General features: G+C 73.4%; 9 protein-coding genes. 4 read left to right on the top strand and 5 right to left on the bottom strand.

All coding sequences use genetic code 11. From position 1 onward, the window contains the following. On the bottom strand, positions 1–499 hold a 499-nt coding region (locus ACFQ3T_RS28285), incomplete at its 3' end, for a helix-turn-helix domain-containing protein (protein ID WP_380727695.1). Positions 500–689: 190 nt separating this feature from the next. Then, complete coding sequence (locus ACFQ3T_RS28280) at positions 690–2,090, bottom strand: SagB family peptide dehydrogenase (RefSeq protein ID WP_380727693.1); 1,401 nt, start codon at positions 2,088–2,090, stop codon at positions 690–692. A gap of 317 nt (positions 2,091–2,407) precedes the next feature. Here ACFQ3T_RS28280 and ACFQ3T_RS28275 point away from each other — a divergent pair, with 317 nt between their 5' ends. The 3 genes from ACFQ3T_RS28275 (at position 2,408) to ACFQ3T_RS28265 (ending at position 7,065) form a co-directional block, all read left to right on the top strand. Beyond that, entirely contained in the window at positions 2,408–3,250 is an 843-nt protein-coding gene (locus ACFQ3T_RS28275; protein WP_380727691.1) for an AfsR/SARP family transcriptional regulator, read from the top strand. Between the two features lie 25 nt (positions 3,251–3,275). Continuing rightward, the gene (locus tag ACFQ3T_RS28270; RefSeq protein ID WP_380727689.1) at positions 3,276–3,959 is read left to right on the top strand and encodes a winged helix-turn-helix transcriptional regulator; all 684 of its coding nucleotides are present in this window, start codon (positions 3,276–3,278) and stop codon (positions 3,957–3,959) included. Between the two features lie 604 nt (positions 3,960–4,563). Continuing rightward, positions 4,564–7,065, top strand: a complete 2,502-nt coding sequence (locus ACFQ3T_RS28265) for a sensor histidine kinase (protein WP_380727687.1) — start codon at positions 4,564–4,566, stop codon at positions 7,063–7,065. Between the two features lie 265 nt (positions 7,066–7,330). Here the strand turns inward: ACFQ3T_RS28265 and ACFQ3T_RS28260 are convergent, their stop codons facing one another. Next, on the bottom strand, positions 7,331–7,510 hold the full coding sequence (locus ACFQ3T_RS28260; RefSeq protein ID WP_380727684.1) for a hypothetical protein: 180 nt from the start codon (positions 7,508–7,510) through the stop codon (positions 7,331–7,333). A gap of 203 nt (positions 7,511–7,713) precedes the next feature. Further along, complete coding sequence (locus ACFQ3T_RS28255; protein WP_380727682.1) at positions 7,714–9,978, bottom strand: TOMM precursor leader peptide-binding protein; 2,265 nt, start codon at positions 9,976–9,978, stop codon at positions 7,714–7,716. A 242-nt stretch (positions 9,979–10,220) separates the two neighbouring features. On the opposite strand from ACFQ3T_RS28255, the gene ACFQ3T_RS28250 reads away from it, so the two are divergent. Then, complete coding sequence (locus ACFQ3T_RS28250) at positions 10,221–10,610, top strand: hypothetical protein (protein ID WP_380727680.1); 390 nt, start codon at positions 10,221–10,223, stop codon at positions 10,608–10,610. 76 nt (positions 10,611–10,686) lie between these two features. Here ACFQ3T_RS28250 and ACFQ3T_RS28245 read toward each other — a convergent pair. After that, a partial coding sequence (locus tag ACFQ3T_RS28245; RefSeq protein ID WP_380727678.1) for a BTAD domain-containing putative transcriptional regulator occupies positions 10,687–12,938 on the bottom strand: 2,252 nt, incomplete at its 5' end.

Raw genomic sequence — 12,938 nt, 5'->3', positions numbered from 1 at the left:
GCCCCGTGCCGGCGGCGGGCGCCGCGGCGCGCGCGGCCTCCAGCACCGGCAGCGCGGGCAGGCGGCGCAGGTTCGGCGACAGCGCGACCAGCATCTCGTCGACGCGCGGGTCGCGGTACTGCGTCGGCGTCATGCCGACCGCGCGGGTGAACCGGCTGGTGAACGTGCCGGTGCTGCTGTAGCCGACGCTGCACACGATGTCCGACACCGTGAGGGACGTGGTCAGCAGCAGCCGCTTGGCCTCGAACAGCCGCACGGCGGTCAGGTAGCGGCCGGGCGTGATGCCGGTGGCCTTGGCGAAGACGCGGGAGAAGTGGAACGGGCTGACGAACACCTCGGCCGCCAGCCGGCCCAGGGTGATCGTCTCCCGGTAGTTCTCGTGCATGCAGGCGATGGCCTGCCGCACGGCCGAGCGCAACGGTGTCGTCGTGTCCTCCGGCACCGCGGGCCGGAAGAGGTCTCTGTTGTCCGCCGCTACGGCGAGTGGTCCTGATCGCATCGGGTCCGCCCCCTCGGATACGTCGTGCACCTCTGGTCGGTGCCAGACAAACCCACCGCGGTTGCGCCTCGCTCGACGTGCGATCGAGGTCCACCGGGGACGGTGGTCGGCACGCCGGCGGGGAGGCGCGCCACAGCGCCCCACGTGCTACGGCACAACCACTTCCGGGCCGGTGACCGAAGTGGACGGATCAGCGGGCGACGTCCAGGATGGACTCGCCGACGCCCACCTCGGACGGCCAGTCGAGCTTGAGCGCGCGGCCGACCTGGCCGCCCGCGTCCACCACGACGGCGCGGGCCGTGAGCCCGAGTGCCGCCGCGGTCAGGAACAGGGACTGCTGCAGCGCGCCGAGGTTCAGCAGCGTGCGCGCGTAGGGCAGCCCGCCGGGCACGGACGCCATCCGGTCGGCCCGCGCGGTGACGCTGATCAGCGCCGCGGGTCTGCGCCGGGACGCCGCGGCCACCATCGCCATGTCGAGCATCGCGGCCACGTCCGCCGGGTCGTCGTTGACCGGGACGAGGCGGTGCCCGACCGGGTCGAAGTGGTGGATGCCGCGCGGCAGGCCGCGGCACCGGTTGACGGTGACGTACAGCTCCAGCTCGTACAGGCAGTCGACGCTGTAGTACGGCCGCCGCGTCACCTCGCGCCGCGTGCCGCCGCGCCGCACCGTGTCGACGGACGTGACGCGGGCCGTGCGGAACAGCAGCTCGCCGAGGAGTGCCGCGTCGAACGCGCGCACCGGCGCCGCGGCGGGTGACGGCTCGGCGGCCACGGGTCTGTGCAGCAGGATGCCGGTCGCGGCGCCGACGTCCTTCACCAGCGGCGCCGGCGGGCGTTCCACCGCCTCTCCCGCGCCGACCACCCGCCAGTCGCGGCTGTTGACGTGGAACAGCAGCTCCTCGTACGACCACAGGCCGAGCACCTGGTCGTCGTCTTCGGCGAACCGGCCCTCCTGGTCCGCCACCACGACGAGGCCGGCGCCCACCAGGTAGGCCACCACCTCGGCGACCACGTCGAGCGGGACGCCGGTCTCGGCGGCGAGCTCGGCGACCGCGGTCGGCCGGCCCAGCGCCGCGGCGACGCGCACGGCCCACGGCTGCGCGAGCACCGCGTGGTACCCGGTGGACGGCGACTCGACGGTGAGCTTCGCGTCGCGGGAGCGCAGCGCGCTGAACCGGGACAGCCGGACCAGCCGTTCGAGGTCGACGGGGGTGTGCGCGAACACGGGCGCGGAGGCGACGGGCACCACGGACAGCAGCGGGCCCATGCCGTCGCGCAGGCCGAGCGACCGCACCACCGAGCCCGCGAGCCGGGTGAGGATGGCGTCCAGCGACGCGTCGTCCGCGCCGGTCCACGCGGGCGTGACCGCCCCGGCCGGGGTGGTCGGCACGCCGACGTTCTCCAGCGACACGGGGCCCAACGCCATGCGGCGCAGCGCCTCCCGTGCCAGCGGGGTCGCCGCGGACAGGTCGAACTCGCCCCAGCGGGTGATCGCGACGAGCACGCCGTCCTCACCGAACTCGAGGAGGCTGTCCTCCGCCAGCGAGAACAGTGGGATCGTTCCCAGCGGGCTCCGGTCGCGCAGTTCCATCACGGCAGGACCCACGCCCGGCAGCAGCCGGGAAGATGTGCGCTCATCACCAACGCTCCTGCCGAATAGGGCGAATCCGGTTCATCGTGGCGCGCCGGGGGCGGGCGGGCCAGTGCGCGGATCACGCGCCCACTGTGTGAACTTCACGGCCGCGCGGGACGGATGCAGGTTCGGTCTGGTGGACGGCTCACTGGTCCAGGTCAGCGGCCGTCTGTCAGTGTCGTGCAGTCCCTTCCGACACCGCCGCAGTGGTGGAGGTCACCACATTCCACCCGCGTCCGGACGCACCTCACGACCTCATGTGGGAGGCGCTTGCGATGTACGCCGAAGATCCACTGTCCGACGAGCTGACCGGCTCGTCACTCCCCGAACCGCCGACACCGCCGGGCGGTGCCGTGCGGTTCACCCTGCTCGGCCCGCTGGAGATCCGGCGCAACGGCGTCGACCACGCGCCGACCACGCCCAAAGTCCTCCAGCTGCTCGGGATGCTGGTGCGGCGGCCGGGACGGGTCGTGCACATCGACTCGATCGTGCGGGAGCTGTGGGCGGACAACCCGCCGCGCAGCGTCCGCACCACCATGCACACCTACGTCTACCAACTGCGCCGGTGCATCGAGGAGAACCAGCTCGCCCCGTTCGGCGAGCCGATGCTGGTCACCAAGGCGCCCGGCTACGTGCTCCGGATCTCCCCCGAGCAGGTGGACGTGTTCGAGTTCCAGGCGTTGCAGCGGCGTGGCCGGGAGCTGCTGGACCACGGCCGCTTCGCGGAGGCCGCCCGCTGCTTCCGGGCCGCGCTGGACCTGTGGTCCGGCTCGCCGCTGGGCAACGTCCAGTGCGGGCAGGTGCTCTCGGCGTACGTCCTGGAGCTCACCGAGGAGAGGCGCAGCACGCTGCACCTCCGCATCGAGGCGGAGATCGGCGCGGGCGCGCACCACGAGCTGATCGGCGAGCTGCGCTCGTTGATCTCGCGCAACCCCATGGACGAGGCGCTGCACAGCCAGCTCATGCGCGTGCTGGGCCGCAGCGGGCGGCGCTCCGACGCGCTCGCCGCCTACCGGCAACTGCGCGCGCGGCTGAACGGCGAACTGGGCGTCGAGCCCTGCGACGAACTGCAGGTGCTGCACCGGAACCTGCTCTGCGAAGGCGATCGAGCCGCGTGACCACGTTGGGATGTGAGGAACAGTCATGACCACTCGGACCTACGGCCAGTTCTGCGGGCTCGCCCGCGCCTTGGAGCTCATCGGCGAGCGCTGGGCGCCGCTCGTGCTGCGGGACCTGGTGCTCGGCCCGAAGAAGTTCACCGAGCTGCGCCGGGGCCTGCCGAAGATCCCCGCGAGCATCCTGTCGGCCCGGCTGAACGAGCTGGAGCAGGGCGGGGTCGTGCGGCGGCGGGTCGAGCCGGCCCCGGACGCCTCGGTGGTCTACGAGCTGACCGAGTACGGCGCCGAGCTGGAGCCGGTGCTGCTCCAGCTCGGGCTGTGGGGCGCGCGGTCGCTCGGCGGGCCGGGGCCGGAGGACGTGTTCACGCTCGACTCGGCGATCCTGTCGCTCTACACGACGTTCCGCGGCGACCACGCCTCCGGTGTGCGAGTCGTCTACGAGCTGCACTACCCCGACATGGTCGTGCACGCCGTCGTGGACGACGGTGAGCTGCGGGTCGGCAGCGGCTCGCACCCGGACGCGGACCTCATCCTGCAGCCGCGCGGCCCGGTGATGCTGGACGTGCTGACGGGCGGCCTGAGCCCGGCGGACGCCGTGGCAACGGGCGCGGTGGGCATCACCGGCCCGTTCGAGAAGTTCGAGCTGTTCACCGACCTGTTCCACATCCCCTCCGCGCCCGCGCCCGCGGAAGGACTGGCCCTGCGCTGACCGATCGCGGAAGACTCCCGCCCGCCTGTGGCCCGAACCGCAGGCGGGCGGTGACTCGTCCGCCCCCAGGCGGGGTGCTCCCCGCCCTCGCCCTCGCCGCGCCACCCGGCCGCCGCACCATCCGGCTCGCCTTGGCGCGCCCGCCTTGCCCCTTGCCGCGCGTCACCCCCGGAAAACTCGCGAAAATACGACATCGCCGTTCTTCCTGATGTCGGGCGGGTGTCGGCCGGGTGACGCGGAGATGTCCGGGCGCTGTTGTTCGACGACAGGTTTCACCCGAACGGCGTCACCCGGCGCGCGTTCGTCGGAACACACCCGCCGATTTCCCGCCGGCTTTCCGGTCGCATTCCGACCGGTGCCGCCACAACTCCGCGCCGGACCGCGACACCTCATCCGACCTGGCCCCCACCAGGCGTCCCACGGGGTATTGTCACGCCCCATCGGTTGGACGTGCGTTTTTCATGATCGTGGAAGCTGGGGGCACAGCACGGGAGCCGCTGCGCCGAACGGGTGGTCGTCGCGGAGGCTCGGAACCGGGCAGCACCCGTGTCAGCCTCAGGGGGTGCGCACGGGCGGCCCGCCCCCGCGCGGACGGAGGGTGAGCTTGACCTGCACCGATTCCCAGGAGAGCGCCACAGACCAGCGGCCGGCGACCACCGCACCGCTGGGAACGGCGAGTGCGGACCGCCGACCGCGGCTCGCGTGGTACCTGGCGACCACTATCGTCACGGTCGTCTTCGGCGCGTACTGGGTGGTCGGCCTCGCCGAGATGCTGGCCTCCGGCGCGGCCGTCGGGCCGCTGGCCACCACCGTCGGTGTGCTGTGCACGGCCGCGTTGCTGGGCATCCAGCTCGGCTACTTCGGCCGCCCGTCGACCGACCTGCGCTCACGGCTCAGCCACGTCGTGCTGGCCGCGCAGGCCGTGCTCGTCTACACGCCCGTCCTCGTCCTCAAGTACTCCTGGCTGGGTTTTCCCAGCTTCCTGGCGGGCAGCGCGCTGCTGGTGCTGCGACCCCGGTTCGCCTGGCCGCTGTTCGCGGCGATCGTGGCGATCTCGGCGTGGGCGCAGTACGAGGCCACGGGCCTGTCCATCGACGTCGTCTACCTCTCCGCCAGCGTCGCGGGCTTCGCGCTGGAGGTGTACCTGCTGACCAGGCTCACCCGTCTGGTCGGCGAGCTGCACCGGGCGCGCTCGGAGCTGGCCGTGCGGGCGGTCGCCGAGCAACGGCTGGCGTTCGCCCGCGACCTGCACGACCTGCTCGGCTTCAACCTCTCCGACATCTCGCTGAAGGGCGAGCTGGCGCACCGGCTCATCACCAAGTCGGGTGAACGGACCAGGACCGTCCTCGCCGAGATCATCGACGTCTCGCAGCGCACGCTGGCGGACGTGCGGGCGGTCGCCCGCCGCAACCGGACGGTGTCGCTGGAACGCGAGGCGCGCACGGCCGAGTCCCTGCTCACCGCGTCGGACATCGCCGTGCGGGTCGAGCTGGACCACCACGCGTTGCCCGCGCGGACCCGCGCCACGCTGGCCAGGGTGCTGCGCGAAGGCGTGACGGACGTGCTGCGGCAGAACGACGTGCGGCAGTGCGAGATCGCCGTGCACCAGACCGACAAGGCGGTGTCGCTGGACATCGTCAGCAGCGGCGCCCTGCCGTGCGAGCCGGAGGCCGACCGCGAAGGGCTCGACAAGCTGGCCGAGGAGGTCGAGCGGCTCGGCGGCTCGCTGCGCTCGGGCCGGGGTTCCGACGAGCGCCACCGGTTGCACGTCGAGTTCCCCGTCGCCGAGGAGACGTGGGACGACGAGCCGGCCGAGGACCAGGGCGGGCGCTGGTCGCACGGCGAGGCGCGCCGGATCAGGGCGCTGCTCGCGACCGTGCTGGCCGGGCGGACGTTCGGCGCGGTCGTGCACGCGTTCTACCTGACCCGCGAGGCGTGGCAGATCGCGCTGACCGTGGGGCACCTGGGCGCGTTGCTGGCCCTGCAACTCCTCTACTTCAGCCACCCGACGGCCCGGCTGCGGCCGCCGTTGGCGTACGGGCTGCTGGCCGTCCAGGCGGCCCTGATCTACCTGCCGCTCCTCGCGCTGCAGGAGGCGTGGGTGAGCATGCCGGGCATGCTGGCGGGCAGCGCGCTGCTGGTGCTGCCGCCGCTGGCCGGGTGGGCGGTGTTCGCCGGCGTGCTGGGCAGCGTGGTCGGCATCCAGGCGAGCCTCGGCCTGACGCCCGCGGCGATCGTCTTCAACGTCACCGCGACCGTGATCAGCGGGTTGGTCGTGTTCGGCCTGACCTGGCTGACCCGGCTCGCGACCGAGCTGGACGCGACCCGCAGGCGGCTGGCCCGCGCCGCGCTGGCCGAGGAGCGGTTGCGGTTCGCCCGCGACCTGCACGACCTGCTCGGCATGACGCTGTCGGCGATCGCGCTCAAGAGCCAGCTCGCGACCAGGTTGCTGAGCGTGGACCACGACCGGGCGGCGGCCGAGCTGGTCGACGTGCTCGCGTTGACCAGGCAGGCGCTCGCCGACGTCCGGTCGGTCGCCACCGGCGACCAGGAGCTGTCGCTGGAGCAGGAGGCCAGGTCGGCGGAGGCGGTGCTGGTCGCGGCGGACGTGCAGGTCACCGTGGACGTGGAGCACGAGTGCCTGCCGCCGTCCGTGCGCACGGTGCTCGCCGTGGTGCTGCGCGAGGGCGTGACGAACGTGCTGCGGCACAGCAAGGTGGAGCACTGCGACATCTCCGTGCGCCGCACCGCGGACGGGGACGTGCACCTCGACATCGTCAACGACGGGGTGGGCGACGTGGACGCGGAACGGGCGGACGCGCACTCGCCGGGCAGCGGCATCGGGAACCTGTCCGAGCGGGTCGGCCGTCTGGGCGGCACGCTCGTCGCCGGGCCCGAGGAGGGTGGGACGTTCCGGCTGCACGCCGCGCTGCCGGTGCGGGCGCTGGCCGCGTGCCGGGAGCAGGACCAGGCGGAGGCCGTCGCGGCGGCCGGTGGCACGTTGGGCGGTGGCACGTTGGGCGGTGGCACGTTGGGCGCGGGCACGCCGGGCAGTGGCACGTTGGGCGCGGGCACGGCGAGCGAGGATCGGGCCGACGAGCGCTGAGCTTGCAGAAGGCCTCGGGTCGACCAGTTGTCACGGGCGCCGTTCATCGCGATCAAGCCTTTGCGAACCCCACTCACAACGCAGCGTGCATACCCCATCACGAAATGGGTCGCGAAATCGGCCAGGAACGACCAATACCGGCAATTCACCACGCACAACGGCCCGACCCGCGTGATCAGGCAGTCGGTCCGGGTAGGCGAACCGAGGCTGATCAGGCGGGCCGGGCCGGTGAAGTCGATCCTGGCGGACCGGGCGGGCAGCCGGATTACGCGGACAGCGCCTCGACGCGGCAGTAACACGCCCCGGTGAGCGCCACCGCGGCTTCAGCGCGGATGCTCCACTGGTCGAAACGGTCGATCACCAACCGCGGACGGCCCCCGGTGGACACCTCGTCGGCCTGGTCGGCGAAAAGAGCGAAAACGTTGTCGGAAACAGTCTGGCGCATCTTGGCCCTCCCGGTATCGCGTTGTCTGACATTATTCTGCGCGATTAAACCTCCTTTTCCAAGTGCTTCAGGCACAGCCAACACATGCGTTTCTCACCAGCTTTTGTGTGCATCACGCAGGCGGCCGATCGGCGCAGTCGGGCATGCAAAAAATCCCTCGCCCACAATAGGGACGAGGGATTTTCGCGGAATTCTTCAGATGTTCACAGGAACATGGGGAACGGGTTCAGGTCCTCGTAGGCCGTCGGTCGGTCCAGCAGGCCCATGCGCACCGGCACGTCGAACAGCCGACCCGGCGCGAACCGCGCCCAGAAGTGCCGCAGGCCGGGCACGACGACTTTCACCACCGGCATCCCGATGTCGGGCCGGGTCTGGTCGAGCACGAGCGTGTCGAGGTCGTGCCGCCGCAGCACGTCGACCAGGGCCAGCACGTCGTCGCGCACGTCCGGCCGCCGCACGTGGGCGAAGTCGGCGGGGCGCCGCGGCGGGTGCCCCGACGCCGGCCACAGGTAGGGCTGGTTCTCGACGGTGGCGTTGCGCATCCACGCGGTGGCGTCCGGGTCGTCGAACGCGGGCGGGCCGTGCAGCACGGCCGGGAGCAGCTGGTTCAGCTCGGTGACCGCGCGGCGCAGGGCCACCCGCGGGTCGAGGTGCGCGCCGAAGCCGAACAGGACGTCCTCGCGCGGCCCGCCGACCACGCGGGACAGGGCGACCACCACCGGCACGCCGAGGTCCGTGGTCAGGTCCAACGCCCACAGCTCACGCCCGAGGCGGGCGTACTGGTCGGGCATCTCCTCCACCCACGGGTCGCCGAACGCGGTGAGGTCGACACCCGGAACCCTGAGCCGGTTGTACCACCACAGCGCCACCGCGTCCCGCTCCACCAGCTCCAGCAGGCCCTGCAGCACGGCGTCCTCGATGCTGCACCCCGCCGCGTTGCCGTTGGAGTCGGCCCGCACGGACCGCCCGGCGACCGCCTCCGGCACGCCGAAGTAGAGCATCCCGGTCGGCAGCAACCGGTGCCGCTGCTCGGTCAGCGACCACAGCGGCGTCCAGTCGACCTCGGCGTCCTCGTCGAACGGCTCGGTGACGTGCTGGAACGCGGCGTGCCGCTGGTTCCAGCGCACGCGCTCCTCGTACTGCCGGTCCGAGTACAGCATGGTCGAGTTCGGGTGCAGGGCGTTGTCGCCGAGCGACCGCAGCGACCCGCGCACGGTCATCTCGTCGCCCTGGTAGTTGGCCGAGAACCGCTCCACCGCCTCGCACAGGGCGCCGACCTCGGCGTCCAGCGGGCTCACGCCCTTGCCGCCGTTCTCGCCGCGCAGCTCCTCGCGCAGCCCGGCGAGCCCGGTGACGCCGCGCGCGACGTTGAGCCCCGACCGGAACGAGTTGACGAACGCGGGCGCGCGCGAGTCGCGGCCGATCTCCTTGACCACGCCGGTGACGGGGCTGATCAGGTGCCGGTAGCGGTCGAGCATCTGCCACGGCGTGAGGGTGCGGTGGCAGGTGCCCGACTCCTTGAGAGCGGACCGCAGCACGACCGGCTGCCAGCCGCGCCGGGCCACGATGGACGGGTCGCCGCACTCCGGGCACTGCGGGCGGCGGCGCAGCTCGTGCAGCTCGCCGTGCATCCGCAGCGTGTCGAGCACCCACACCGAGTCCTGGCCGGGGTGGCGGTAGCCGGCGAGCCACTTCGACGCTTCCAGCGCGACCAGGTTGGCGGCGGCCGAGCCGAGCGGCGGCACGACGGACGTCGGCCTGCTGGCCGGGCCGTTCGCGCCGAGCACCGCCTGCACGCACGCCTCGGCGTGCCGGTGGCCCCACAGCCGGTGGGACAGGCAGTGCCAGCACGCCGTGCGGCCGGGTTCGAGGACGGGCCCGATCCACACCTGCGGGCCGACCGGGCGGGCCAGCAGCCACGGCCGGCCGGTTCGGCGGTGCATGGCGTCCAGCTCGGCGAGGCGCGGGTCGAGGTAGTCCTCGCACAGCACCACCGTGAGGTCCGCCTGGCACGGGTCCACCAGGTCGAGCCCGGCGGCGCTGAGTGCGTCCACGACGGACTCCCCCTCGGCGCGGCTGCCCAACGTCACGCAGGCGACGCGGGGCTTGCGGGCGGCGCCGAGGGCGTGCAGGTCGACACCGCACGCGTCCCAATAGGCGAGGGCCCGCTCGTCCTCGTCGACGGCGGCCGGCGGGCGTGCCGCGACGAAACCGGCGTCGACGAGGCCGTCCACGAGCCCGGCGACGTCGTCGGGGTCCATGCCCGCGGGTCTCGCGCGAACCAGGGCGTCCAGGTCCCGCGTGCCGTCCAGCAACGGGGCTATCGCGCCGATCCACGCCGACCGCACGGCCGTGACACCGTTCTGGCAGAACAGGAACACGGTGTCGTCCCCGCCCGCCTCGGCGCGCAGGTGCCTCCGGAAGGCGAGAGGTCCCCGGAGGGAACCGGCTGTCACGGGATCGCTCATGCGAACTCCTCGGCTGGTGGGCCGTACGGGGTGCAATCCTCAGTCGTGCAACCCTCACGCGGCCAGTGCCCCGCGCATGTCGCGGACGTGCGGAACGCATGGGCCGGTCGGCCGTCGGGCACCGGTCCACGTGCTGGAACGCGCTGTGCTCCGACAAGCCTCAGGCAGGTCGTCGACGTGGTGATCCGCGGTGATCCGCCGAACCGGGCGTGCGGCCGTCGGCGTCCCTTTAGAGTTGCGGCATGAGCGGTTACACGGACGAGGAGGGCCGGACGCTGCGCACGGCGGTCTACGGCGCGATGGTGCTCGTGTCGGTCGCGGAGGAGGGCGCGCTCGACCAGGAGAGCCGGGCGGGCATCCGGGCGATGGCGACCCTGCCGCCCGAGGTGCGCCACGTCGTCGGCTCCGACGCGCCGGAACTGCCCGCGGGCTCGGTGGTCGACGTCGAGAACGGCGTGCTGGCCGCGTTGCGCGACTCGATGTCGTTGCTGTCGGCCAGGTCCGCCGCGCAGGCCGACGCGTTCGCCGACGCGGTGGTCGCGATGTGCGCGGAGGTCGCGTCGGCCGACGGCCGGGTCGGTCGGGCCGAGGACGCGGTGGTCGGCAAGGTGCGCGCGGCGCTCGGCCGCTGACACCTGCCCTCGTGCCGGCGTTCCCGCGCTTCCGGCTCGACGGCTTAACGGTCCGGCGGCTCAGCGGTCCGGCGGCTCAGCGGTCCGGCCCGGTGGCGCGGCAGAACGCGGCGGTCGCGGTGTCCGCGTGGCAGGAGCGGTCGGGGACGGGACGTCGGTTGAGCCGCCGTCCGTGCACGCCGTGGTGGAACGCCGCTCCCCTGGGCCGTTGCTCCGATTCGAGGCCGCCGGCGTGTCGCAGGGTGGCCAGGGCGGTCGACAACGTGGTGCGCTGGCGTGCGTCCGCGGGGTCGGTGTCGGTCGCCCGGCCGAGCAGGTCGGCGGCGATCCCCGGGCTGCGGGCGGCCAGCGCCGCGTGGTGCGCGGTCAGCCAGTCCAGCACCCAGGCGTCGACCGGCACGGGTTCGGCCACCAGGTGCGCCGCCACCCGGTCCACCGACGCGCCCGCGGCGGCCAGCGCCTGCGCGGCCTGCCGGTGCAACGCCGCCCGCACCGGCGCGGACATGGCGCCGTACAGCGCTTCCCGCAGGTACGGGTGCCGGAAGGCCAGCTCTTCCCCCGCCTCCACGACGACCGCGCCCGCCACCGCCTCCTCCAGCACCGACGCCAGGTCCAGCACCGACCGGCCCGTCACGGCGGCCAGCTCGCCCACCCGGAACTCCACGCCCAGCAACGCGGCGGACCGCAACACCTGCCGGGCGTCCTCGGACAGGAAGTCGAGCGACCGGCCCACGGCGGCCAGCAGCGAACCGGGCAGCTCGTCGCCGGCGGCCGGGTCGACGTCCGCCACCCCGTCCACGACGCGCACCGCGCCACGCGCCACCAAGCCGTGCGCGACCTCGCGGAGGTACAGCGGGTTTCCGGCGGCACGTCGGGTGATCCCGCGCAGCACCGGGCCGGGACGTCCGCCGACCACGTGCGCGACCAGGTCCTCCGCGTCCGCGTCGTCGAGCGGGCCCAGCGCCACCACGTGACCGGCCCGCGCCTCGACACCGCGTCGCAGCCGGGCCAGGTCGCGCCGACCGGCGGTGGGACGGCTCGCGGCGGCCAGCAGCAGCGGCAGCCGCCGGGTCACGGCCACGAGCCGGTGCCACACCAGGAGGCTCGAGTCGTCGGCCCACTGGAGGTCGTCCACCACCAGGATCAGCGGCGCGTCCGCGCAGATCGCCTCGACCACCGCGACGACCTGTTCGACCGCCGCCGCGTCGGCGCCCGCGAAGCCTCGCCGGCCGGACGCCGGTGACGCCTTTACGCCGTCCAGGCACTCGGTGATCACGTGCAGCGGGAACCGCCGTCCCATCTCGTCCGCGACGCCCCAGGCGACCCGCGCGCCGTCGCCGTCGACACCGGCCAACGCCAGCGCCAGCAACGCCGACTTGCCGATCCCCGGATCACCCTCGACCCACACCGCCCCGCCGCGGCCGGCACGCACGTCGGCGACCAGTGAACGGAGGAGCGCGATCTCCCCGGTCCGGCCGACGAATCCCGCCGGGACGGGGCGGGTGGTTTCCGCGGAGTGGGTGGGAAGGGCCGACGCGTGCTGGGCGACCGGTGCGCGGTGCCCGGCGAGCGTGGTGTGCCCGGCCAACGCGTCGTGCGCGGCCGGCAGGTGGTGCCCAGCAAGCGGGGTGTGACCCGCCGGCACGCGCGGCCCGGTCATCGGGTGGTGCCCGGCCAACGCGTCATGCGCGGCCGGCAGGTGGTGGCCTGCCAAGGCATCGTGCGCGGCCGTCGGGTGATCTGCGGCGTGCGGGGTGTGTGCGGCCGGTTGGTGGGGCGGGGCCGTGGTTTCCGCGGTGATCACCTGGTGGAGGTGGCGCAGTGATGGGCCCGGCTCCAAGCCCTGGTCGGCCAGGAGTGCGTCGCGGGCGTCGCGGTACACCTCCAGCGCCTCGGCGGGTCGCCCGGAACGGTGCAGGGCGAGCATCAGGAGTTCCCGCAGCGACTCGTACCACGGGTGCTCGTCCACCAGCGGCCTGACCTGGGTGATCACCTCGGTGAACCGGCCCAGCCCCAGCGCCGCGCGTGCCCGCAGCTCGATCGCGCCCAGCCGCAGCTCGCCGAGCCGTCGACGTTCCAGCTCGACGTAAGGCCCGGACAACCCCTCGTACGCCACGCCCTCCCACAACGCCAACGCCTCGCCCAACGCGGCACGCGCGCCGGCCCACTCCCCCGCCGCGAACAACCGCTGCCCCTCGGCGCGCCGCCGCTCGAACACGTCGACGTCCAGCGCGCCCTCCGCCAACCGCAGCGAGTACCCCGCCGACCGCGACACCAGCGCGCCCCGCGCCGGCCCGAGCGCCCGCCGCAGCCCCGCCACGTAGGTCT

This window comes from Saccharothrix hoggarensis (genome assembly GCF_042678885.1).
Lineage (GTDB): Bacteria > Actinomycetota > Actinomycetes > Mycobacteriales > Pseudonocardiaceae > Actinosynnema > Actinosynnema hoggarensis.
Note: the sequence above shows the minus strand (reverse complement) of the source record. Positions and strands in the feature narration are given on the sequence as shown.